Here is a 23,047-nt window from a genome sequence, read left to right as displayed (position 1 = left end):
GGCTAGGAGATCGTTTATGGCAACGCAACCACTGCGCCTATCGCTGCCGGGCTGGAGCCGCCGCATCGATTTGCGCATGGTCCTTGCCGCCCTGCTGGGCTTCATCGGGTTCGCCCTGCTCGCCTACGCCAGCATCGACCTGACCCGCGGGTCCGGGCGGATCGCCGTCGTCTGGCTGCCGAATGCGATTGCAGTCGCGATCATGCTTCGCGCCCGCCTTCCGAACGAGCGACTGTTCCTGCTCGCGCTGTTCGCGGGCAATCTGTTGGCCAACCGGATTGTCGGCGACGATGCGTCCACCGCGCTGGCTCTCTCCGTGGCCAATGCCGTGGAGATCTGGATCGCGGTCGAAATCGTCCGCAAGCTGGCTGGTCCCCGCCCCCGGATGGGTGACACAGGCGATCTGCTGCGCTTCGTCTTCGGAGCCTGCCTGGTGGCGCCGCTGGCATCGGCGACAATCGCCTCGCTGGTCCTGTCCGGCGGCGGGGCATCGCTTGCCGGGCTGCTGCAATGGGCCGCATCCGATGCCCTCTCGATGATCATCATCGCGCCATCCGTGCTCGTTTTTTGGGACACACTGCAAAGTCCGCGCTGGCCCACTACGCGAGAGGTCCTGGAATGGACTGTCATCACCACGGTCGGCACCGGCGTGACGCTGGTGGTCTTCCTGCAGACCGCCTACCCGCTGCTGTTCCTCGTGCCGCCGGTTATCGTCTGCCATGCTTTTCGCCTGGGCGTCCTCGGCACGGCATTCTCGGTTCTGAAGGTGGCGACCATCGCGCTGATCTGCACGCAGGCAGGCACGGGCCCGATCAACCTCCTGCCCATGCCCCTGCACGCCCAGTTGCTGGTACTCGAGGCATTTCTCGCCTCCTCGGTGCTCGTTGGTTTCCCGGTCGCCGCGATCCTCTCTACGCGCGAACGGCTGCTGCACGAAGTGCGCGAAGGCAAGAAGCAGATGGCACTGCTGGCGGACAACATCACCGACGCGATCCTGAGATACGACCTGGAGGGCGTATGCACCTACGCCTCTCCCTCGACGCGCCACGTGCTCGGCGCGGACCCTAGCGAGTTCGTCGGCCGCCGCACGTCGGACCGGGTCCATCCCGAAGCGCGCAAGGCCATCGCCGCAGCGCAGGAGCGGCTGCTTTCAGGAAGCAGCAAGAGCGAGCGGTTCACCTATCGTCGTTTCCTCGACGATGCGGCTGGAGAGGCCGTCTACATCGAGGCCGATTGCGCGCTCGCGCTGGACGGCGCGACGGGAGAACGCGAAGGCATCATCGTGTCTGCGCGCGACGTGACCAAGCGTGTCGCGTTGGAGAGGAAACTCAAGCGGGCCACCCGCCATGCGGAAAACGCTGCACGGGCAAAAGCGCAGTTCCTCGCCAACATGAGCCATGAAATCCGCACCCCGATGAACGGCGTGCTGGGTTTCGCGGACCTCCTCACCCGCATGGAACTCGATCCGGAAGCTGCCCGCTATGCCGATCTCATTTCGCGTTCCGGCCGCTCGATGATGATGATGCTGAACGACATTCTCGACATCTCGAAGATCGAATCCGGACAGCTGGTCATCAATTACGAGGACTTCGACCTGCCGGTCCTGATCGACGACTGCGTCAGGCTGCATATGGCGGGCGCCGGCCAGAAGGGTATCGCGCTGACACTGTCCTGTCCGCCGGACATACCGCACCTTCTGCGCGGCGACCCGCTGCGCCTACGCCAGATCCTGCTCAACCTCGTGGGCAATGCGGTGAAGTTTACCGAGAAAGGGCGGGTGGATATCTCGGTCCGCGTCGAAGGTTCGAACCTCGTGATCGATGTCGAGGACAGCGGGGTCGGGATCGCCCCCGACCGGATCGACAATATCTTCGATCCGTTCGTCCAGGAGGAGGCGAGCACGACCCGCAGGTTCGGCGGGACCGGCCTTGGCCTCGCCATTTCGCGGCAGCTCGCCGAAATTCTCGGCGGATCGCTGGGAGTGGATTCGATGCCGGGCGTCGGCTCGCGCTTTTCGCTGCGGGTGCCGCTGGAACATGCCAAGGCTGCACTGCCCGGGCCGGGTCCGAAGGAAAGGCGGGCCGGCCAGATGTCGGCTCCGAAGGCGAACGGTCGCATCCTGCTGGCCGAAGATCACGACATCAACCGGATGCTCGTGACTGCCATGCTCGAAGACCTGGGACAGAGGGTACGCATCGCGCATGACGGCGCCGAGGCCATTGCGGCCGTGCTCGATGCAGCGGACAGCGGCGATCCTTTCGACATCGTGCTGATGGATATCCAGATGCCCGGTTGCGACGGCTATACCGCGACGCGCGAAATCCGCCGGAGCGGGATCTCGCCGGGCGACCTGCCGATCATCGCGCTCACCGCAAACGCCTTTCCCGAAGACATTGCCGCTGCGCTGGAATCCGGGATGCAGGCGCACCTCGCGAAACCGCTCGTCTTCGAAGAGCTTGCCGCATCGCTTGCGCGCTGGCTGCCGGTCAGCATCGTGCCTGACGTTGCGGCGACCTCGGGGCAGCCCGACAGGCCTGTTCCCGCGACCGGCCACTCACCCGAAATGCAGGAACGCTGGCTAGCGCGCCGCAGCGAAGCGATCGAGGCGGTTGCCGCTGCGGTGGAGGAGGACGTTCTCGAGGGCGTCCAGGTCGAGGAACTGGCTCGCACGGTACACAAGCTTGCCGGCACTGCGGGCATGTTCGGCGAAGACAGCCTGGGTGAAAAGGCGGCGGCGCTGGAACGTGCGCTGCGCTCCAATGTGGAGCCGCTCGTTCGGCGCAAGCTGGCCGAGGAACTGCTCGCGGCGGCCTGATCCGGCCTTCAGGCAAAGAAAAAGGGCGGCCCCGCATGGGAGCCGCCCTCTTCTTTTCGGTTCGCGATCCGGCTTAGTAGCCGATGATCAGCGAGATGCTGCCGGCGCGCGGGGCACCGATCTGTGCGAAGCCGAAGTCGTCCAGCGAGCCACCGAAGAAGCCGATGTAATATTCATCGAACAGGTTGGTGAGGTTCAGCTGGATGGCTGCGTCGCCGCCGGTTGCGAATTCGCCGAGCGTGATACGCGCGTCGAGGTCGACCACGGTGTAGGACGGAGCCTTGTCCTGGTTGGTGTCGTTGATCCAGCGCGGACCGGTGTGCTTCACCTGGGCGCCCAGTTCGAAGTCACCGAAGGCGATCTGGCCGCGGCCACCGAACGAGTAGGTCGGCGTACCCGATTCCTGGTTGCCGGCGGTCGGGATCACACCGTTTTCGTCAAGCACGTCGTCCTGGATTTCCGAGTCGTTGTACGAACCGAAAACATACAGGAGCGAGTTGCGCGACGGACGGTAGGCGATCGAGCCGTCGATGCCCCACTTGTCGACCTTGCCGAGGTTACGGAAGACGAATTCGCCTTCGCCGTCATTGGCATTGGGGTCGAACGCAACCGCCAGGCGGTTGTTGTACTTGGTGTAGTAGGCACCAAGCTGGGCTTCGATGTCACCGTTCTGGTAACGCATGCCGAGGTCGAAGCTGTCGGTCGTTTCCGGAACCGGGCGAGCGAAGTCTTCATCGGCGAAGTACAGCGAATCGTACAGCGGGTCGGTGCCGGGGACCGAGAGGCCCTTGGCGTAGTTGCCGAACACCGACATCGCGTCGCTGATGTCGTAGGTGAAGCCGACGTTCGGCAGCAGTTCGTCGTACTTGTAGGTACGCGACTGCGGCGCGGCGTGGTCGTCGTTGAACGAAGCATTCACGTAGTTCGACAGGTCGGCACCCGGGTTCGGACAGTCGACGAAGCCGCCAGCCGAGGTGGTGAAGCAGTTCTGGTTCAGCTCACGGGTGAAGAACGGAGCGCGCAGCGCCAGCTTCGCGGTGAGGTCGCCGAACTGGCCGGTGTACTCTGCCGAAACCTGGTGCAGGATGGCGTACGACAGGCGGTCACGCTTCTGGACCGGGTTGCCGTTGACGTCGAGCACCGGCTCGTCGATCGCGAACACGTTCCACGGTTCGCCGTTTTCGTACATGCCGCTGATCTCACCCGTCTGACGGTGACGTGCACGGTCCCAGGTGTAGGTCAGACGCGCACGATGGTTGTCGGCGATGTCGTAGATCAGGTTGGCAATGACGCCGTAACGGTCGGTGGTCGTCTGGCTCGGGTCGGTACCTGCCAGGCGGTCAAGCAGGTCGCCGTCGCCGTTGAGGTCGCGTCCGAAGTAGTAACCGCCGTTGAAGGCACCCGTGTAGGAGCCGCCGTTCACAGTGAAGAACTGTTCACGCAGGTCGTCGGGGCCGCCACCGTTCGCCTTGACGTACTGGTAGCTCGGATCGAACGTGAAGGTCAGGCTGTCGCCGATGCTGAAGCGCGAAGCGCCGCGGATGTTGCCCGTGTCCGACGGGTTGTAGCGGCGGTAGAACGGTGCACCGCAGCCGCTGCGATCGTCGTAACGGTCGCTGACGCCCGGGTTGCCCACACCACCGACCAGCTCGTCGGCCGCGATGCTGCAGGGGTAGGTGTCACCGAACGCCTGGTAGATCTGGAAGCGACCTTCCTTGTCGTTGTAGGTGACGCCGTTGATTTCGACTTCGCCGTCTTCTGCCAGCGGCAGGAGGTTGGCGATGCTTTCCGAGCCGGCGAAGTTGTTGCGGTTCTCGTTGTAGTGGCCCGAGATCGCGACGAAGTCGCCGTTCGAACCCAGATCCTGCCAGATGCGGGCGTTGAACTGCTTCTTATCGATCTTGCCGTACGGGTTATAGGGAACGCCGTAGCTGGTGTAGCTGGCCGAACCGAACATCTTGAGGCCGTTGCCGGTGATGTCGCCGGTGTCGAGCATCACGAAGCCGCGCATGTAGACGGTGTCTTCGGCGCCCTTCGAAAGGACATCGCCGAAGGTCATCGTCGCAGTGATGCCGGCATCGTCGCTGGGCTCACGCGTACGGATGTTGATCGTGCCGCCGGTTGCCGAAGCGGTCGGGCTGTCGACGTCGGTGGTGCCGAGGTTGACGTTGACCTCTTCGAGGACTTCCGGGTCGACCTGCTGGTTGGTGTAGAGGGCGTAGTTACCCGAATCGTTCAGCGGCAGGCCGTCGAGGGTCTGCGAAACGCGGTCCGAGCTGAAGCCGCGGATGGTGAAGCCACCGCCCGACGAACCCCAGGGGTCGTTGTTCTGGAAGCTTACGCCGGGAACCAGGTTCACGATGTCGTTGACCGTCTGGCCCGGACGCTGGCGACGGATGATCTCTTCGTTGAGGACCTGCTTCGCCTTGGTGGTGTTCGGGATTTCGACGCCGCCGACACCGTTATCGGTGGTGCCGGTAACGATGATCACATCGTCATCTTCGAAGTCGATCGAACCGGTCGACTGGGCTGCGGCGGGCATTGCGCCTGCAGCTGCGATACCAGCCACCGACGTGGCCAGGAGATATTTGAACTTCATCGAGAAGACCCCTTCGTCTCTTCGGGTGAATACTTGATGCTTTACGGAAGCGCAGCCCCGCTAGGCCGTGCATGTTTCGGCAAAGCGATGCTTTTGTGACAGAGTCAAGACAGCCACCGGGGCCTGTGAATCAAATGCGCCACACAAAGGGGTAAATTCAAGCAATTCAACATCTTATATAAGTTGCAAAATTGCACCATTCGGAAATTTTCTTGGCAGTCGGATTCCGCCGCGGATTTGGGCCCGCGGCGGTTCGGCATTGCCCGGATCAGGCGAGATTGATCTCGCGGAGGCGCTGCATCAGGAAATCGTGGCTGGAAATCGGCGCCGGATGGTCGTCCGGACGGGCCGGATCGATGCAGCTTTCCAGCGTCTCGATCGTGTAGTCCGGGCGGAAGTGCAGGAAGAAGGGCATCGAATAGCGCGCCCTGTATGCCGCCTCGCCGCGCGGATTGACCACGCGGTGCGTGGTCGAGCGCAGCTTGCCGTTGGTCAGCCGGTCGAGCATGTCGCCGACATTGATGACCAGCGCGCCTTCGGGCACGTCCACGGCCTTCCATTCGTCCTGCTTGGTCAGCAGTTCGAGGCCGGCCTCTTCTGCGCCCAGCAGCAGCGTGATCGTATTGATGTCGCCATGCGCGGCGGCACGGATCGCCCCTTCGGCTTCAGCGCCTTCGAGCGGCGGGTAGCGCAGCAGGCGCATGACCGAATTGCCGTCCTTGACGGTGGCGGCGAAGAATTCGCGCGGCAGGCCGAGATGGAGCGCGATCGCCTCCAGCACGCGGCCACCGGCCTCCTCGAAGGCCGTGTAGAGTTCGGAAAAGGTCTCGCGGAACCCGTCGACTTCGTCCGGCCAGACATTGGCGGCCATATATTCGGCCAGCTCGTGCCCTTCGGGAAGTTCGCGCCCGACGTGCCAGAATTCCTTGAGGTCGTGGACCTTGGCATCCTTGGCCTTTTCGGTGCCGAACGGCGTGTAGCCGCGTGCACCGCCCCCGCCCGGAATGTGGTAGGCGCGCTTCGTTTCGTCCGGCAGCGCGAAAAATTCCTTCGACAGCGCTTCGGCGCGGTCGATCAGTTCCTGCGGGATGCCATGGTCGCGGATCACGGCAAAGCCGTATTCCTGGAAGCTGCGGCCAAGCTCGTCGGCGATGTTTTCGAGCGGCTGTGCCAGCGACACAACCGCGATATCGGTGTTGGAATCGGTCATAATGGAAGCGGCCCTTAATACGGTAGGAAGAGTCCCGCCAGTGCCGCGCTCATCAGGTTGGCGAGGCTACCGGCAGCCAGCGCGCGGATACCGAGCTTGGCGATGACCGGCCTTTGATTTGGCGCAAGGCCGCCCGTCACCGCCATCTGGATGGCGATCGAGCTGAAATTCGCAAAGCCGCAGAGCGCGAAAGTGATGATCGCCCGGCTGCGTTCGGTAAGGACGGTCGCGTCCATCGCGCCCAGTTCGATGAAGGCGACGAATTCGTTGAGCACGATCTTCGTGCCGAACAGCCCGCCGGCAGCGCCGGCCTGCTCCCACGGAATGCCGATGAGGTACATGACCGGCGCGAATACATAGCCGAGCAGCTGCTGGAAGCTGATGTCCGGATAGCCGAACCAGCCGCCGATACCGCCGAGGATGCCGTTGGCGAGCGCGACCAGCGCGACGAACACCATCACCATGGCACCGACGGCAACCGCCAGCTTCACGCCGGTCTGGGTGCCCTGGGCGGCCGCCTCGATGACGTTGGCAGGCTTGTGGCCTTCCTCGAAGGTCTCGGCCACCTCGACCTCGTGCGGCTTGCCGCTTTCGGTGAGAGCCGCCGGCCCGTCGCCGCTGATGCGGGCATCGGGCAGCTTGACCTCGGCCATCTCGGCCGCGTCACGCGCGAGATCGCTCTCGTCGTCGGGCATGATGATCTTGGCCATCAGGATACCGCCGGGTGCCGACATGAAGGCGGCTGCAAGCAGGAAAGGCACGGCCTCGGCGCCGATGAAGCTGGCATATGCAGCCAGGATCGTGCCCGCCACGCCGGCCATGCCGACGCTCATCAGGGTGAACAGGCGGCTGGGCGTGAGCGCTGCGAGATAGGGGCGCACGACCAGCGGGCTTTCCGACTGGCCGACGAAGATATTGGCCGCGCTGCCGAGCGCTTCCACCTTGGAGATGCCCGTGATCCAGCCGATCGCACCGCCGACCCAGCGCACCAGCCGCTGCATGATACCCCAGTGGTAGAGGATCGAGACGAGCGCGGCGAAGAAGATGATAACCGGCAGGGCGGCAATCACGAAGGTATTGGTGAAGGGATTGCCTTCCATCGGACCGAAGATCGCGGTGATACCGGCCTTGGAATAGTCGAGCAGGGCAATGACGCCGTTCGACATCGCCTGGATCGCCTCGACACCCCACGGCGTGCGCAGGACGAGCAGCGCCATCAGGGCCTGCAATGCGAAAGCCGCACCCACGACGCGCAGCTTGATGCGGCGCTTGCCGGTGGACAGCAGGAAAGCGATCGACAGGATCGCGAGGATACCGACGATATTGATAATGAAAGGCGGCATTGCGGACCCCTTCGCGATGCGACTAGTTGCGGATGAAATCGGCCGCTACCTTGCGCGGCGGGTCCGCTTAGTCAATTTCTGCGCCCTCCGCCAGCGCGCGCTGTCACCAGTTTGAAAGATTGCCCTACCCCGTCATGACCGAAAGCCCGGCCAACGAAACCCGCCTTGCCGCAGCCGCCATGCCGCTCGGCCTGTTCGTCTATATCCTGCTTTACGGGGGCATGACCGTGCTCGCGGGTGTGCTCGCGTTCAAACAGGTGCAGCTGTGGCCGACCGACCTTGCGGTGGAATCGGGCATCTTCGCCTTCCTCCTGCTGGTGGTGATTTCCAGCACCATCGCCCAGCTCTACGGAGAAAAGCTCGCCAACCGGATCGTGTGGTTCGGCTTCGTCCCGCTGCTGATTTCGGGCCTCTTGATGCAGCTTGTGCTGAACCTTCCCGCATCGCCCGAAATGATCGGCGGACGGGCAGACGACCTGGCAGCGTTCGAGCGCGTTCATGCGACGATCTGGCGCGTCTGGGCTGCGGGGCCTGCCGCCTATATCGTCTCGCTGCTGCTTAACGTGTGGATCTTCTCGCGCCTGCGCGGCAATGCCGAAGGCGGCGGTGCGTTTTCACTGATGGCGCGCGGCGCGGTTGCGTCTGCGCTGAGCCAGGCAATCGATTCGGTGATCTTCATCACGCTGGCCTTCTATGGCCAGTTCCCGATCACCAACCTCCTCATCGGACAGGTCATTGCCAAGGTCGCGCTCAGCATCGTGCTGGTGCCCTTCCTTATCACGGGCGGCGTCGCGCTGGCGAAGTGGCTGGATAGCCGCAAGCGCGCCTAGGCCGAACAGCTGGCTCCGCCCAGCACGCAGAAGCGCGCGCAATGCGGGTGGTTCAGGGCCACCTCTCCGCTCGCCTCTGCCAGCGTTGCACCGAGGTCGAACCCTGGGTCATAGGGGATGAGCGTGCAGGCAGCGACGCGTGGGCTAGGCTCGCCCTTGCGGTGCACGACCATCCGGCTCGACGCGCACATGATGTCGGAAGGTGACTTGCCGAGGATGTCCCAGCACGCGGTAGTGATTTCCGCGATGTCCTTGCCTGCGTCCATTTCGGGAAACAGCACCAGCCGCGCAGGGTCATGCGCGTCGATTCCGATCCCTTCGCCAGCGAACAGCGCGGCATAGGCGCGGCGTGCCTCCTGCTCGCCCTCGCCCGGCAGGAGCCGTCCCGCAACGGCGATCGCGAAGCCATGGTCCGACAGCCAGCGCAGCCCGTCCATCGCGGGACCCCAGCTGTTGGCACCGCGCTCCGCCTCGTGAACGGGCCGAGAATGGTGGTCGAGGCTCACACGCAGTGTCAGCCGCTCGCCGAACCTTTCGCGCAAGGCGAGCAGCGCGCGCTCGTGCCGGCGCATGGGGCGCATGGCATTGGTCAATACAAGCACCTCGAACCCGCGCGCAAGGCTGTCCTCCAGCATTGCGAGGATATCGGGGTTCATGAACGGCTCGCCCCCGGTGAAGCCGATCTCGCGGGTCCCCATGCCAGCCGCTTCATCGAGGAAGCGGCCCGCATCGTGGCTACGCAGATAGACCAGCGCATCGTTGGTCGGGCTGCTTTCGATATAGCAGGTGGCGCAGGCCAGATTGCACAGCGTGCCGGTGTTGAGCCACAGCGTATCGAGCCGGACCAGCGGCACGCTTGCGCGCGGTTCGCCCTTGGCAGTGAGCGCTGGATCGACGAATTTTTCGCGCGGCAATGCCGCCGCCTCGACCGCGAAGGGCGAAGGGCCGGCCGGTGCGTTGCGGGAAGCCGAACGGACGTTCACGAAAGCCGCCGCCTCATCCGTGCGAGGAACCCCGCCCATTTCTTCGGCAGGGGCCCGAACACGGTCGGCTCCCATGCGGCAAAGGCAGTCGCCTTGGTGATCTCGCTGCGGGTGGGATAGGCGATGACCGCAGAGCCTAGCGCGAAGGTGCTGCTCTTGCCGGTGATAGTCTGCGTGTAGGGCAGCAGCAGTTCGCCGACATTCTTGCCCACCAGGCTGGCGCCGACGACTTTGGTGCCCTTGAGCATGACCTTTGCTTGGCCCTTGTCATTGCCTTCGGTCAGCGCGCGTTCGTTGTCGTGGAAGCTTTCGGTGACGATCCGCAGCTTCTCGCCGTATTTCTCGCGCGCCTCCTGTTCGGTCAGGCCAATCTGGGCAACTTCCGGCTCGGTGTAGGTGCACCAAGGAAGGGCCGAATAGTCGACCTTGGCCGGCAGGCCGAGCGTGATTTCGAGCGCCACGTTGGAGCCTTCGTAGCCCGACACATGGGTCAGGCGCGGCCCGTCACGGCAGTCCCCGATGGCGTAGATGCCCTTCACGGAGGTGCGGCGGCGTTCGTCGGTCACGATACCGCCGCGGCCCATCTTCACACCGATATCTTCCAGGCCGAAGCCTTCGCATCGGGCCTTGCGGCCCGTGGCGATCAGCAGATGCGATCCGTCGATGGCTTCCCCGCCGATATGGAGGCGGATAGCGCCTTCGCGGCCCTCGACCTTGCTGGCGAGCCCCTTGACGAAGCGGACGCCCTCGCCCTCCATCACCTCGCGCACCAGCGCCACGCTTTCGCGGTCGTCACGGGCCATCAGCTCGTCCGGCTCGACCACGGTGACGGCGCTGCCGAGACGGCGGAAGGCCTGTGCCATTTCCATGCCGATGACCCCGCCGCCGACGATCACGAGGTGGTCGGGCAGTGCATCGATGTCGAAGATGTCCTCATTGGTGAGATAGGGGATTCTGTCCACGCCCTCGATCGGGGGGATGGCCGGCTTCGAGCCGGTGGCGATGACGATGCGCGGTGCGCGCAGGGTCCGTCCGCCGACCTCGACCGACTGCGGACCGGTCACTTTCGCCCAGTCGCGGATGACCTCGCAGCCCATTTCCTCGAACCGTTCTGCGCTGTCATGCGGTTCGATCGCAGCGATGGCATCGCGAATGTGCTGGCGTACGCCGAGCCAGTCGACCTTGGGCTGGTCGAGCGTTACCCCGTAGCGCGTGCCTTCCCGTGCCTCTGCCGCACGCTTGGCTGCCGTAATCAGCGCCTTAGACGGCACGCAGCCATCGTTGAGGCACTCCCCGCCCATCTTGCGCCCTTCGATCAGGGCGACTTCGAGGCCGAAGAGCGCGCAGCCGCCGGCAGCGACAAGTCCTCCGGCCCCGCCGCCGATCACGATCACGTCATGGGTGAATTTCATCGCTTGTCCCGTAACCGAAATTGCTCAAGATGCGAACTCTATCGCATTCCCCCGCCCCTTCGACGGACAGGTCCCATCGGTTACATGACGCAAAGGCGCGCCGCGTGAAGGTGCTGGTGACGGGGGCTGCCGGACTGGTGGGCGGAGAGGTTTGCGCGCGGCTGCTTGCGCACGGCCACGAGGTAACCGGCCTCGTCCACCGCAATCCGGACGTGCGCGCGAACGACGGCGCTGCGGTCGAAATACCCACTGTGAAGGGCGACGTATCGCAAGCGCGTCTGGGCCTGTCTCACGATACCTTCGCAGGGGTGGCAGAGGCCCACGACCTGGTCGTCCACTGCGCGGCCAGCGTGCGCTTCGACCTCGAGGAAGAGGACTACCGCGCCACCAATGTCGATGGCGTGCGCCATGCGCTGGAACTGGCGGAAGCCGGCGGCATGGGCTTCCTGCACGTCTCGACGGCCTATGTCTGCGGAACGCGCGACGGGCCGATCATGGAGGACGCCCCCCTGCCGGATAGCGGCTTTGCCAATGGCTACGAAGCCAGCAAGGCGGCGGGCGAGCGGCTCGTCCGGCAAAGCACTGCCAGATGGGCAATCGCACGCCCCTCGATCGTGGTGGGTGCGCACGAAGACGGGGCTATCCGCCAATTCGATACGACATACGCGGCCTTCAAGCTGATTGCCGAAGGGCGCGTGCGGCATATGCCTGCCCGCCCGGGCGCGACGCTCGACTTCGTGCCGATCGACCACGTGGCGGCAGGTATTGTCGCGCTGGCGGAACGCATGGAGGTTGCCGCCGGCGGCACCTACCACCTCGTATCCGGCCAGCCGCTGCCGGTAGAGCGTTTCACCGGGGCTATCGGCGCCCATCCGCAGTTCCACGAACCCGAACTGGTCGCGCCCGACCGCTTCGATCCCGCCTTGCTCCCCGCGCTGGAGAGGCGCTTGTTCAAGCGGGTTGCAGGGCTTTACGCGAGCTATTTCCAGCGCGACCCGCATTTCTCGGACACGCGCTTTCGCGAAGTGACAGGCCTCGAATGCCCCGTCACGGGCGAGGACTATATCCGGCGCCTCATCGACCATTGCATTGCGGTGGGCTTCCTGGCCGACGCCTAGCGCACGTCGGGATAGTGCTTTGCCATCCGGCTGCGCAGGCCGAACGCCCAGAGCATGCCGACCTTGAAATAGATCCAGTTCGCCTTGAGCGCCCCCCATTCGGCAATCCGCCGGTCGGAAGTGTAGACCCGCTGCGGCAACATCCGCACCCGGCCCAGCCGCGCCAGCTTCACGCACAGATCGGCTTCCTCCATCACCGCATCGCCCGGCGTGCACCCGCCGACGCTCAGGAAATCGGCGCGGCGGAAGAACATGGCATGGTCGCCGAACAGCAGGCGCACACCGCGAAAGAACAGGTGCGGGCGCGTGATGAGTGGCGCGTACCAGGTCTTGGCCCAGTTATGGAGCGTGGTCCCCCAGCGTGTCCGCTCGGGGCCGCGGATGACCGGGCTGAAACTGGCGAGCGCGGTGCGCCGGTCCTGCATTGCGCCCTCAATCACTCCTACCATGTCGGTCGGCGGCAAAGTGTCTGCATGGAGGACGCAGACGATCTCCCCGCGCGCTTCCTCTACCCCGGCATTGATCTGGAGCGCCCTGCCCCGCGCCGTCTCGAGAATGCGCCATCCCGCCTCGCGCGCGATGGCGACCGTCGCATCGCTGCTGCCACCATCGACCAGCATGATCTCGGCAGGCGCGGGATCGAGACTGGCGAGCCGCTCCACCAGCACGGGCAGCGCCTTTTCCTCGTCCAGCGAAGGAACCAGCAGCGTGACGCTCATTCGAATTCGGGCCAGGCGGCGAGGTCTTCCGCCGTATCGATATCGGCCAGTTCGGGCAGGATCGCGGGGCCGATCCGGCGCTCTGCCAGCCGCGCGAGCGTTTGCGACAGGACCTGCGGCGTACTCCATTCCATCGCCTCGAACAGGAAGGGCATCGGCTCGGCCAGTCCGACGAGATAATAGCCCCCGTCATTGGCAGGGCCGAGCACGACCTTGCGATCCGCCAGCGCGCCTGCCGCCGCCTGCAGGAGCGGCACGGAAATGGCCGGACAGTCGCTCCCGATGATGAGGCAGGGCGCAAGCACGCCTGCCATCCGCGCCCCCAGATCGCCCTCGCCCTGGTTGACGACGCTCACATCGCCGCCGAAGAGTTCGTGGAAGGCCGCCTCCTCGCCACCTGTCACCCGCAGCTCGAATTCCAGGCCGCTCGCTTTCGCCACCTCGACCGTATGGGCCAGCAGGCGCGCATAGAGGCGTGCCGCGCCCTCTTCACCGAGTGCGGGAATCAAGCGCGTCTTGACCTTTCCCGGCACAGGCAGGCGGGCAAAAACGGACAGTCGCGGAGCGTTCATCGCTGTCTCGTAACGAAAAATCGCATGCAGGTGCAAGCAGGCCATGACGAGTGGCAAAACGGCTGCTAGGCGCCCGTTTGTCATGAGTAAGATCTACCCAGTTATCCTTTGCGGCGGCAGCGGGACGCGCCTTTGGCCGCGCAGCCGCCGCGTGAAGCCGAAACCGTTCCTTCCACTCCTGGGCGACCGGACCCTGTTCCAGCAGGCGCTGGACCGCGTATCGAATGCCGAGCTTTTCGAGGCGCCCATCGTGGTGGCCGGAGAGGCGCATACCAGTTTCATCGCAGAACAGGCGGGCGAGCACCGCCTGGTCGTCGAACCGGCGGCCAAGAATACCGCCCCTGCAATCGCGCTGACGGCACGGCTGCTTCCCCGCGATGCGGTGATGCTCGTCTGCCCGAGCGACCACCACATCGCCGATGAGGCCGCCTTCCTTGACGGTGTGCGTACTGCCGCATCGCTCGCGCGGGAGGGCTACCTCGTCTCCTTCGGCATCGCGCCCGACCGCCCCGCCACTGGATACGGCTATATCAAGCGCGGCGAGGCCGTCGGGGCAGGACACCGTATCGAGCGGTTCGTCGAAAAACCCGACATGGAGCGGGCACAGCAATTCCTCGACGATGGCGGGTTCGTCTGGAACGGTGGCATCTTCGCATTTCCGGCGGGCAAGTTGCTCGACGAACTTGCGACCCATCGTCCCGATATGGCGGAAGCGGTTGAAGCATCGGCTGCATCGGGCAGATGGGTCGACACGCGTTTCGATCCCGGGGCGGCGGCTTTTGCACGCATCGCCGGGGAAAGCGTCGACTTCGCGGTGATGGAGAATACCTCCCACGCTGCAGTCGTGTCGGCGGACATCGGCTGGTCCGATATCGGTGACTGGAGCGCGTTGATGGAAGCTCGCCAGGTGGACGAAGACGGCAATGTCCTGTCGGGCCGAACGGATGCCATGGATTGCCGCGGCGTGATGGTCGACACCGATGGCCCACGCGTTTCCATCGTCGGCCTCACCGACGTGATCGTCGTGGTCGATGGCGACGACATCCTCGTCCTCTCGCGCGATCATGCCCAGAGCGTTGGCAAGCTGGACGGGGCTGCCAATCAATGAGCGCGCAAGATCTTCCTATCAAGCGGGTGGAAAAGATCTGGGGGCGCAACCCCTTGCCGCCTCCCTTTGCGCTTCCCGGGGACGAAGAGCGGATCGGGGAAATCTGGTTCGAGCCTTCCGATGCGATGCCGGACGTGCTCGTCAAATACCTTTTCACGAGCGAAAAGCTCTCGGTCCAGGTCCATCCCGCTGATGCTGCTAGCCCGACGGGAAGGGGTAAGGAAGAATGCTGGCTGGTTCTTGACGCAGAGCCGGGTGCAAGGCTGGCGATGGGGTTCAAACATTCGGTCGATGCCGATGCCATGCGCGCCGCTGCGCTCGACGGTTCGATCGAGGACCTGCTCGAATGGCGCGCGGTCGAACCGGGCGATTTCTTCTACATTCCGGCCGGCACGGTCCATGCCATCGGCGAAGGCCTGACGCTGCTCGAAGTGCAGCAGAACACCGATATCACCTATCGCCTCTACGATTATGGGCGTCCGCGCGAACTGCATCTGGATGCAGCCATCGAAGTGGCGTCGGGTGAGCCCTATCCTGCTGGACTGCACCGCAAGGTGGCACCCGATGCGGAAGCGGTGTTGGTAGACGGTCCGCATTTCCGACTGTTCCAGCTCCATGGAGTGCCTTCGGCGAATATACTCGGCAGGTTGAATGGCGCCATACAGGTCCTGCCGCTTTCCGGAGATGTCGCGGTGTCGAGCGCCCGTATAGCGCCCGGGTCGAGCGCAATGGCATCGGGCATCGACGAGGTCGAATTCGGCACGGCGGCGCGCACGCTGATCGCGTGTTCGGCAGAACAATCCTGAGGGAAAAGGTGGTGAGCCCTGCTGGGTTCGAACCAGCGACCTACTGATTAAAAGTCAGTTGCTCTACCGACTGAGCTAAGGGCCCGACCACGAGGGGGCACCTAGGCATGCGATGGCGGGTGGTCAAGCGTGGTTTGGGTTGCTTTCGGGCAGCCCGGCAATTTAGTTTGGCCCGAGGCAGCGACAAGGAAGGGACGCGGTTGCAACCACTCGATGCACGCACTGCGCAAAGCCGCAGCGGAGGGCCGTCCTTCCCGCTCGGCTCGCGAATTGCGCGGGCCTTGTGGATGGCTGCCTGGTTTCTCTTCGCCCGCTGGACACCTCCGTTCCTCCACCCGTGGCGCGCGCTGATGCTCAAGGCTTTCGGCGCGCGGATCGGCAGCAATTGCCGTGTTCATGCGAGTGCGTGCGTGTGGTGGCCCGGCAATCTCGAGCTGGGCGACAACGTGCTGATCGGTCCGGGGGCGCTGCTCTACAACCAGGGGCATATCTGCGTGGGCAGCGACAGCGTGATCTCGCAGCGCGCGCACCTGTGCGCCAGTTCGCACGATATCGCCGATCCGCATTTCCAGCTGGTGCTCGACCCGGTGACCATCAGGCGCGGTTGCTGGGTAGCTGCCGAAGCTTTCGTCGGCCCGGGCGTCACCATGGGCGAAGGGGCTGTCCTGTCTGCGCGCGGTGCCCTGTTCTCGGACGCAGAAGCCTGGACGGTCTATCGCGGCAATCCCGCCACTGCGCTCAGGCCGCGCGCGCAGCCAGCTGCCGAAGGGTAAGGCCCGTCACGGGATCGCGCCAGTCGGGTGCAATCTCGGCAGCCGGGCGCAGCACGAAGTCGCGCTCGCGAAACAGGAGGTGCGGAATGACGAGGTCCGGGGCGAACCAGGTCCCGCCGCTCCACAGCACGATATCGAGGTCGAGGCTGCGTGCCCGCCAGCGCGCGCCGCGCCTCTCGCGCCCGAATCCGCTCTCCACCGACTGCAGCAGGGCGAGCATCATCGGCGGATCGAGCGGAGCGGACACGATTGCCGCGCCGTTGGCATAGGTCCTGAGCGAGGGGCCGACCGGGTGGCTGGCCCGGATGCGCGAGGCGATTTCGACCTCTACCCCGCGATCAGCCAGCCGCTCCAAGGCTGTCGGCAGCACAGCCCGCGGCGCGCCGATACCCGGCACGCGCATGTTCGAACCCAGCGCGATAACGTAACGGTGGCTGCTTGCCTGCCCCATGGCCTGCGCCTAGCGTGCCCGCACGACAAGGCAAGGGAGATTGCGATGAAGGGGATCGGGGCAGCCATTGGGCTCGCACTGCTGGCAGGCGCGGCACCGCTAGCAGCGGACGGGCATGAACGCAGCGCGCATGAGCAGCGCAGCTACGAGATCTACCGCGACATCATCGCCTTCCGCACCGCTCGCGGGCACGGTCAGGTGGACGACATGGTCGCCTATCTCGCAGGCCGCCTGTCGAAAGCAGGCTTTGCTGCCGGGGACATCATGGTCACCGACTACGACAGCGAAGGCGATCCCACGCAGGGCCTGATCGTCCGATATCGCGGCGATGGATCCTCGGACGAAAAGCCGATCGCGCTGCTTGCGCACATGGACGTGGTCGATGCCCTTCCCGAAGACTGGGAGCGCGATCCCTTCACCCTGACCGAGGCCGACGGCTATTTCTATGCGCGCGGCACGCAGGACAACAAATACGGGGTGATGAACCTCACCAGCACCTTCATCCGCTTGAAGGAGGAAGGCTGGACGCCGAACCGCGATCTCTATCTCGTGTTCTCGGGAGACGAGGAGACGGGCATGATCTCGACCCGCGCGCAGGCGAAATGGATCGCTGAAAACGTGGATCCTGCCTATGTCCTCAATTCGGACGCGGGCGGCATCGGGCTGGCCGACGATTTCTCGCCGCTCGCCCAGCAGGTCCAGATGGCCGAGAAAACCTATGTCACTTTCGACCTGACCGCGACGAACCAGGGCGGCCATTCCTCCCGCCCGCGCAGCGACAACGCCATTTACGACCTTGCCGCAGCGCTGCTTAAAGTCGCCGAATACCGCTTCCCCGTGCGCGATACGCAGCTGACCCGCACCTATCTCGGCGCGCTCGGCCAGAGCATGCCCGGCGAGCTCGGCGACGCACTGAAGCGTTTCGCCGCCGACCCGTCTGATGCCTCGGCCATCGAGATCATCCGCGCCGATCCGAGCCTGGTGGGCACGCTCGGCACCACCTGCGTGGCGACCATGCTGAAGGGCGGGCATGCCCAGAACGCGCTCCCCCAATCGGCCAGCGCGGCGGTCAATTGCCGCGTCTTTCCCGGCGACGGGGTGGACAATGTGAAAGCCCAGCTCGCCGCAGCGATCGGCAATCCCGAAATCGCCATCGTCCAGCGCGCCGAAGCGACCGAGAGCGGCGTCAGCGAGTTTCCGGACGAGGTTCGCGATGCTCTCTCCAAGGCGCTCGTCGCACGCTTCGGCAAACCTATTCCGATGCTGCCGCACATGTCATCGGGCGGCACGGACGGCATGCATTACCGCACGCTCGGCTATGACACCGTCGCCATCGGCGCAGGCGCGAGCAGGCCGCGGGACATCTACGCCCACGGCCTCAACGAACGGATGCGGGTCGATGCCTTCTACGCCGGCCTCGACCACTGGACGATCATCCTGAAGGAACTCGCCGGCAGCTAGAAAATCGTGTTCTCGGCCGGGCTGGAGGTGAACTCCCCCAGCGACAGGCGGCGGCGACGCCGGATGAGGCCTTCGGAGGAAAGCGCAAAGGGCACTTCCACGTCCTGGCTGTAGTTCGGCGCTCTCAGTTGGACGAACAGCCGGGCCGTCTCTGTACAATGCCTGACGATGGCGGCGGCGCGGATGAGGCCGTCTTGCGCCCGGGGGCGCAGCAGGTCGGACAGGCGCTCAAGCACCCCCTCGCTCCCGCTGATCGGCGCCGCGTCGAGGACGGTGACATTGTGGATCACCCCGTTGGACCGCAGTTCGAAGACGAGCGGGAAAAAGTGCCCGTCTTTCTCGATCCGCGCGATGCCGGCTTCGAGTGCGGCAGTGAACAGCTGGTCCAGCTGGCCTTGGTCGATCCCTCCGCCGGTGCCGGTCACCGTCAGCTGTCCTCGCAGATCCTGCCGTAGAGCTGGGGGCGTCGGTCGCGGAAGAAGCCCATCCCCGCGCGGTGCGTGGCGGCACGGTCGAGGTCGAGCGTGGTCACCAGTATGCCAGTTTCCTTGCGGCCGTATTCTTCGACGAGGTCGCCCCATTCGTCGGAGATGAAGCTGTGGCCGTAGAAGCTCTGCTGCCGGTCGGCAGGCCCTTCATGGCCGATGCGGTTGGCGGCAGCGACCGGCATGCAGTTCGACACCGCGTGACCGATCATGGCGCGGCGCCACATCCGGCTGGTATCGAGATCGGCGTCATAGGGTTCGGACCCGATGGCTGTCGGGTAGAACAGCACCTCGGCGCCCTTCAGCGCCATCACGCGGGCGCATTCGGGATACCACTGATCCCAGCAAATGCCGATCCCGATGCGCGCGGTGCCACCCGTGCAGGGCACGTCCCAGACTTTGAAACCGTCGTTCCCGGGGCGGAAATAGTACTTTTCCTCGTAACCCGGACCGTCGGGAATGTGGCTCTTGCGATAGGTCCCCATGATCGCGCCGTCGGGCCCGATCATGGCGAGCGTGTTGTAATAGTGGTGCCCGTCGCGCTCGAAAAAGCTGGTCGGGATCGCCACCGAATGTTTCGCCGCCAGTTCCTGCATGGCGAGCACCGAGGGGTGCTCTGCCGTCGGACGGGCGAGGCTGAACAGTGCCTCGTCCTCCTCGCGGCAGAAATATTCGCCCGAAAACAGCTCGGGCGGCAGGATGATCTGCGCGCCCCTGCCCGCCGCCTCCTCCACGAGGGCGGATACGGCAGCGATGTTATCGGCCTCGTCCTCGCGGGCGAGCGCGAGTTGCAGGACGGCTACGGTCAATTTCCTCATGGCAAGGGGGATTATTTCGGACGCAGGGCGAAGTCCACCTGGATATGGACCATGGAACGTGTCGTGCCGACCATCATGCTGGCGCCGCCCTTGGGAACCGGCCCGAGCGCGATGGGTGGCGGCGGGACGACAGGGGCGCTGCGCTGGACCATCGCATCGTTCATGGCCTCGGCCCCGCGCAGCCACGTCTGGCCCTGCTGGCCGCCCGCGTCACGGATATAGAGCACGCGCGAAACCTCCATCCCGGCGGCATCGGCATAGGCCTTTGCGCGCGACATGGCCGCTTCATAGGCGTCGGCATAGGCGAGGTTGGCGGTGCTTTCGGGATCGGTCATCGACAGACTCGGACCGTCCAGGATATTGGCGCCCGCCTCGCTTACCGCTGCGATTGCTTCACCGGCGCGACCGGGGTCCTGCATGGTGACCTCAAGCACGTTGGTCGCCTGGTACTGGCCCTTGCGGTCGCCCCATTCGACACGGCGGACGCCAACGGCCTGTGTCTGGATGTCCTTTTCCTCGATCCCGAATTCGCGCAGCGCGACCACGATTTCCGCAATCTTCTCGCCGTTCGCCTCGCTCGCCGTTTTCGCCCTGGCCGAGAAGGTCTCGATGCCCGCACTGAACTGGGCGCGGTCGGGTCGCGATTCCGCTTGCCCGGTCGCGCTGACCGAGAGCAGCGTCTCGTTATGGTCCACCCCCCGCGCTTCGTCGGCACGACTGCCACAGGCGGCAAGGGCGAGCGGAGCAGCGGCGAGCGTCAGGTAACGCATTGCAGGCATAAGCAAATCTCCTCGATGAGATACTATCACATCGAGGAGATTGCATGGCCGCGATGAACGGCGGCTTACAGGTGCAAGCGGTTTACGGGCGCTTTTTGAACAGCAAGGTCATGCGGTCGCTTTCGCCCTTGTCGGCGAGGTCGGCGCGCTTGGTACTCCGGACAGGCGGCATTTCCCACACGCCGCCTTCGTGGTCGGCGGTATCGTTCGGATTGGCGTTGATCTCGCTCGCAGCGACGAGTTCGAAGCCGTTGAGGCGCATGAAATCGATCACATCCTGCTGGCGCAAATAGCCCTTGGTGCCATTGGCATAGGACCACGGAGCATCGGCCTTGGCGCGGTGCTGCACGATCCCGAGATAGCCGTCGTCCTTGAGCAGTTCGCGCATCGCGCGGATCTCGGTATCGGCGATTCCGCTGCGGGTAATGCCGTGAAGGCCGCGGATCACCAGGATACGGTCGAAGGTGCCTTTCTGGTCGTCGGGGATCGTCTCCAGCGTCATGCCCGAGAAATTGTCCGCCGGAAGTCCGGTGTAGCCTGCCACTTCCGCGCCGAAACCGGCAGCGGCAGCGCGAATGCGGTCCTGCCGCTCTGCATCGGCAGCAGCATTGAGCGGATTGGCATAGAGACCGACCAGCTTGCCCTCGCCGCCGAGATAGTGGCCGAGCAGGCGCGAGTACCAGCCGCCGCCGGGCGCGTATTCACCCACCTTCATGTGCGGGCCGACGTGGAAGAAGGCGAGCGTTTCGGCCGGGTGGCGGAACTGGTCGCGCTTGCGGTCTTCTGCACGGGTCGGATGGTTGATGGCACCCGACAGCGCTTCGCCGTGGTGCTTCATGAACATGGCGGTGTCTTTGACATGCTCGGCCATGTCGTGCTGGCCGTGATGGCCCCCATGTTCGCTCTTGTGTTCGCCCTGTCCATGATTGTGGGCGGCGGCCGGCGCTGCGATCGCGATGGCGGCAGCGGCAAGCAGGTAACGCATCGTGTGTCTCCTTCGAACTCCCCGCGCGCCTCCTGCCCTCACATCGGGCAGATGACAAGCGCCCACAGGCTTCCTATCTGCCTGTCCAACAAGGAGACTGACTACATGGCGCAGCAACAGGCGATTGTCGCAGGCGGGTGCTTCTGGTGCACCGAGGCGGTGATGAAGGACGTTATCGGCGTGAGCGAGGTCGAGAGCGGCTACATCGGCGGCGACAAGCCCAATCCCACCTACAAGGAGGTCTGCACCGGCAATACCGGCCATGCCGAGGGCGTTCGCGTGACCTTCGACGACGAGACGATCACCCTGCCCCAGATCTACGACGTCTTCCTCGGCACGCACGACCCGACCCAGCTCAATCGCCAGGGCGGCGACATCGGCACGCAGTACCGCAGCGCGATCTTCCCGCTCGACGACACCCAGCGCGCCGAGGCCGAGGCGGCCATCGCCCGCTGGAACGAAGACCATCCCGGCCAGAGCGCGGTGACGACGATCGAGACCGGCGAATGGTACCCGGCCGAGGACTACCACCAGGAGTATTGGGAGGGCGAAGGCCAGCGCAATCCCTACTGCCTCGCGGTCATCCCGCCCAAGCTGATGAAGCTGCGCAAGAGCTTCCAGCAGTACCTCAAGCCCGAGGCCTGAACCGCGCACATCAAGTGTTGGACGCGGGTAGGATTGCCCCCCGCCAGTCCCACAGGATGGAACACTTGGAACACGGTCCTTGAGAGAAATCTCTGGGGCCGTGTTTCTACGCGCGCGGCACGGATTATCGGCGATCGGAGAAGGGGCGAAGTCCATTCCTAGCGGTGTGCCGCGACCGGGCATGAGTAGGAAAGGCCCGAGTGTTAACAAGCCACCACATATGATGGGTTGATGCACCTTCCGAATAGAATCCGAAAAATCTTGACGCTCAAATGACTTTAACTATTCGGTCCCCATATTAACAGGGACCGTCTGAATGCTCGGGAATTCTGCGCTTACTAATATACCATCAATAATAAGATCAATATTAACATATGTTATGTTAATATTGATCACTGCGATGGCCCTTTCGGCATTCGCATTTACCTACTCCAAGCGCGCACGGTTTTTCCTGTTCGAGACCGGACACTCGATAATTTCCGCGATGGCGGACACGCAAAAATCGCCTCTTTTTACGATTGCCGAGGTCGAAGGTGAGGGGCCTGTGCGGCTCTATCTGATCCACGGTCGCCGCCATGACTTTCGCCAGTGGTCAGGAAATGAGTTCGGGCCGTTGCGCGAGCAGCCGGTGCAGCGGATCTACATCAATATCCCAGCCGCCAATCCGGACTTCTTCAATGACGGCGGCCTGGAATATTGCAGCAAGTTCGTCGATTGGCTCGCGAAAGTGGATCAAGAGCTAGGTCCTGCAGAAACCCGTGTGGTTGCCGGCATCAGCTATGGCGGCTTGCTCGCGCTTCATGCAGCCAACCATCTCGAATTCTTGGACAGCTACATTGCGTTCATGCCCGTCACCGATGTCAGCCGGCTCGACACATTCCGGTTCCAAGAAAATTCCCGGTGCTCCCCGCTCAGCGAGCCGCCGAAACAGTCGGGCTTCATCACCTATTCGGTCGATGACACGGTCGTGGGGGCGGACTTGCTGCAGCAACTCTCGGAAATGACGAACAGCACGGTGCTGGTGACGGATGGGCTTGGCCACACTACCTCGCCCGAACAATCGAACGCGGCCGTGCAATTCCTGCGTACCAAATTCTGACCGCCCAGATTCTTACCGGCAAGGAACAAGAAGGGA

At 64.2% G+C, this 23,047-nt stretch carries 21 protein-coding genes and 1 tRNA gene; 9 read left to right on the top strand and 13 right to left on the bottom strand.

What is annotated here, in order from left to right; all coding sequences use genetic code 11:
- The first annotated feature begins 16 nt into the window (after positions 1 to 16).
- Positions 17 to 2,815 carry an ATP-binding protein gene (locus GRI42_RS13470; RefSeq protein ID WP_160608978.1) on the top strand — a complete coding sequence of 933 codons (2,799 nt, stop codon included), beginning with the start codon at positions 17 to 19 and terminating at the stop codon, positions 2,813 to 2,815.
- 73 nt (positions 2,816 to 2,888) lie between these two features.
- Here GRI42_RS13470 and GRI42_RS13465 read toward each other — a convergent pair whose 3' ends face one another.
- The 3 genes from GRI42_RS13465 to GRI42_RS13455 form a co-directional block, all read right to left on the bottom strand.
- On the bottom strand, positions 2,889 to 5,414 hold the full coding sequence (locus tag GRI42_RS13465) for a TonB-dependent receptor (protein WP_160608977.1): 2,526 nt from the start codon (positions 5,412 to 5,414) through the stop codon (positions 2,889 to 2,891).
- A 268-nt stretch (positions 5,415 to 5,682) separates the two neighbouring features.
- Positions 5,683 to 6,624: an isopenicillin N synthase family dioxygenase gene (locus GRI42_RS13460; RefSeq protein WP_160608976.1), complete on the bottom strand. Its 942-nt coding sequence runs from the start codon at positions 6,622 to 6,624 to the stop codon at positions 5,683 to 5,685.
- 14 nt (positions 6,625 to 6,638) lie between these two features.
- On the bottom strand, positions 6,639 to 7,967 hold the full coding sequence (locus tag GRI42_RS13455) for a NupC/NupG family nucleoside CNT transporter (RefSeq protein ID WP_160608975.1): 1,329 nt from the start codon (positions 7,965 to 7,967) through the stop codon (positions 6,639 to 6,641).
- A 134-nt stretch (positions 7,968 to 8,101) separates the two neighbouring features.
- On the opposite strand from GRI42_RS13455, the gene GRI42_RS13450 reads away from it, so the two are divergent.
- Positions 8,102 to 8,797: a queuosine precursor transporter gene (locus GRI42_RS13450; RefSeq protein ID WP_160608974.1), complete on the top strand. Its 696-nt coding sequence runs from the start codon at positions 8,102 to 8,104 to the stop codon at positions 8,795 to 8,797.
- On the opposite strand, the gene GRI42_RS13445 is transcribed toward GRI42_RS13450, so the two are convergent.
- Together GRI42_RS13445 and GRI42_RS13440 are read right to left on the bottom strand one after the other, a co-directional pair.
- A complete protein-coding gene (locus tag GRI42_RS13445; RefSeq protein ID WP_325065340.1) occupies positions 8,794 to 9,780 on the bottom strand; it encodes a radical SAM protein in 987 nt (328 codons plus the stop codon). The genes GRI42_RS13450 and GRI42_RS13445 overlap by 4 nt on opposite strands.
- Positions 9,777 to 11,192, bottom strand: coding sequence for a dihydrolipoyl dehydrogenase family protein (locus GRI42_RS13440; protein ID WP_160608972.1), 1,416 nt, complete (start codon positions 11,190 to 11,192; stop codon positions 9,777 to 9,779). The genes GRI42_RS13445 and GRI42_RS13440 overlap by 4 nt, the downstream gene beginning before the upstream one ends.
- 104 nt (positions 11,193 to 11,296) lie before the next feature.
- On the opposite strand from GRI42_RS13440, the gene GRI42_RS13435 reads away from it, so the two are divergent.
- Complete coding sequence (locus GRI42_RS13435) at positions 11,297 to 12,310, top strand: SDR family oxidoreductase (protein ID WP_325065339.1); 1,014 nt, start codon at positions 11,297 to 11,299, stop codon at positions 12,308 to 12,310.
- Here GRI42_RS13435 and GRI42_RS13430 read toward each other — a convergent pair.
- The gene (locus GRI42_RS13430) at positions 12,307 to 13,029 is read right to left on the bottom strand and encodes a glycosyltransferase (protein ID WP_160608970.1); all 723 of its coding nucleotides are present in this window, start codon (positions 13,027 to 13,029) and stop codon (positions 12,307 to 12,309) included. The genes GRI42_RS13435 and GRI42_RS13430 overlap by 4 nt on opposite strands.
- Positions 13,026 to 13,601 (bottom strand): TIGR04282 family arsenosugar biosynthesis glycosyltransferase, encoded by a 576-nt coding sequence (locus GRI42_RS13425; protein WP_160608969.1) that lies wholly within the window; start codon positions 13,599 to 13,601, stop codon positions 13,026 to 13,028. Before GRI42_RS13425 ends, GRI42_RS13430 begins: the two co-directional genes overlap by 4 nt.
- Positions 13,602 to 13,683: 82 nt before the next feature.
- On the opposite strand from GRI42_RS13425, the gene GRI42_RS13420 reads away from it, so the two are divergent.
- The gene (locus GRI42_RS13420; protein WP_160608968.1) at positions 13,684 to 14,709 is read left to right on the top strand and encodes a mannose-1-phosphate guanylyltransferase; all 1,026 of its coding nucleotides are present in this window, start codon (positions 13,684 to 13,686) and stop codon (positions 14,707 to 14,709) included.
- Positions 14,706 to 15,515 (top strand): class I mannose-6-phosphate isomerase, encoded by an 810-nt coding sequence (locus GRI42_RS13415; protein ID WP_160608967.1) that lies wholly within the window; start codon positions 14,706 to 14,708, stop codon positions 15,513 to 15,515. The genes GRI42_RS13420 and GRI42_RS13415 overlap by 4 nt, the downstream gene beginning before the upstream one ends.
- Before the next feature lie 9 nt (positions 15,516 to 15,524).
- Here GRI42_RS13415 and GRI42_RS13410 read toward each other — a convergent pair.
- Positions 15,525 to 15,600, bottom strand: a tRNA-Lys gene (locus GRI42_RS13410).
- Positions 15,601 to 15,802: 202 nt separating this feature from the next.
- Between GRI42_RS13410 and GRI42_RS13405 the strand changes: the two genes are divergently transcribed.
- On the top strand, positions 15,803 to 16,288 hold the full coding sequence (locus GRI42_RS13405; RefSeq protein ID WP_234033958.1) for an LbetaH domain-containing protein: 486 nt from the start codon (positions 15,803 to 15,805) through the stop codon (positions 16,286 to 16,288).
- On the opposite strand, the gene folK is transcribed toward GRI42_RS13405, so the two are convergent.
- Complete coding sequence (gene folK / locus GRI42_RS13400) at positions 16,254 to 16,739, bottom strand: 2-amino-4-hydroxy-6-hydroxymethyldihydropteridine diphosphokinase (protein WP_160608965.1); 486 nt, start codon at positions 16,737 to 16,739, stop codon at positions 16,254 to 16,256. The genes GRI42_RS13405 and folK overlap by 35 nt on opposite strands.
- A gap of 45 nt (positions 16,740 to 16,784) precedes the next feature.
- Here folK and GRI42_RS13395 point away from each other — a divergent pair, with 45 nt between their 5' ends.
- Positions 16,785 to 18,200, top strand: a complete 1,416-nt coding sequence (locus GRI42_RS13395; RefSeq protein WP_160608964.1) for a M20/M25/M40 family metallo-hydrolase — start codon at positions 16,785 to 16,787, stop codon at positions 18,198 to 18,200.
- Here GRI42_RS13395 and GRI42_RS13390 read toward each other — a convergent pair.
- The 4 genes from GRI42_RS13390 to GRI42_RS13375 all read right to left on the bottom strand — a co-directional run bounded on the left by GRI42_RS13390 (position 18,197) and on the right by GRI42_RS13375 (position 21,267).
- Positions 18,197 to 18,625 carry a hypothetical protein gene (locus GRI42_RS13390; protein WP_160608963.1) on the bottom strand — a complete coding sequence of 143 codons (429 nt, stop codon included), beginning with the start codon at positions 18,623 to 18,625 and terminating at the stop codon, positions 18,197 to 18,199. The two genes, GRI42_RS13395 and GRI42_RS13390, sit on opposite strands and share 4 nt — an antisense overlap.
- Positions 18,626 to 18,627: 2 nt before the next feature.
- Entirely contained in the window at positions 18,628 to 19,503 is an 876-nt protein-coding gene (aguB, locus tag GRI42_RS13385) for an N-carbamoylputrescine amidase (protein ID WP_160608962.1), read from the bottom strand.
- Between the two features lie 11 nt (positions 19,504 to 19,514).
- Positions 19,515 to 20,282 carry an SIMPL domain-containing protein gene (locus GRI42_RS13380; protein WP_234033957.1) on the bottom strand — a complete coding sequence of 256 codons (768 nt, stop codon included), beginning with the start codon at positions 20,280 to 20,282 and terminating at the stop codon, positions 19,515 to 19,517.
- Positions 20,283 to 20,364: 82 nt separating this feature from the next.
- Positions 20,365 to 21,267, bottom strand: coding sequence for a class I SAM-dependent methyltransferase (locus GRI42_RS13375; protein ID WP_160608961.1), 903 nt, complete (start codon positions 21,265 to 21,267; stop codon positions 20,365 to 20,367).
- A gap of 105 nt (positions 21,268 to 21,372) precedes the next feature.
- Here GRI42_RS13375 and msrA point away from each other — a divergent pair, with 105 nt between their 5' ends.
- Both msrA and GRI42_RS13365 read left to right on the top strand, forming a co-directional pair.
- Positions 21,373 to 21,912, top strand: coding sequence for a peptide-methionine (S)-S-oxide reductase MsrA (gene msrA / locus GRI42_RS13370; protein ID WP_160608960.1), 540 nt, complete (start codon positions 21,373 to 21,375; stop codon positions 21,910 to 21,912).
- Between the two features lie 400 nt (positions 21,913 to 22,312).
- Positions 22,313 to 23,011, top strand: coding sequence for an alpha/beta hydrolase (locus GRI42_RS13365; RefSeq protein ID WP_160608959.1), 699 nt, complete (start codon positions 22,313 to 22,315; stop codon positions 23,009 to 23,011).
- Positions 23,012 to 23,047: the final 36 nt, after the last annotated feature.

This window comes from Qipengyuania gaetbuli (assembly GCF_009827315.1).
Lineage (GTDB): Bacteria > Pseudomonadota > Alphaproteobacteria > Sphingomonadales > Sphingomonadaceae > Qipengyuania > Qipengyuania gaetbuli.
This window is presented reverse-complemented; position numbering and strand designations above follow the sequence as displayed.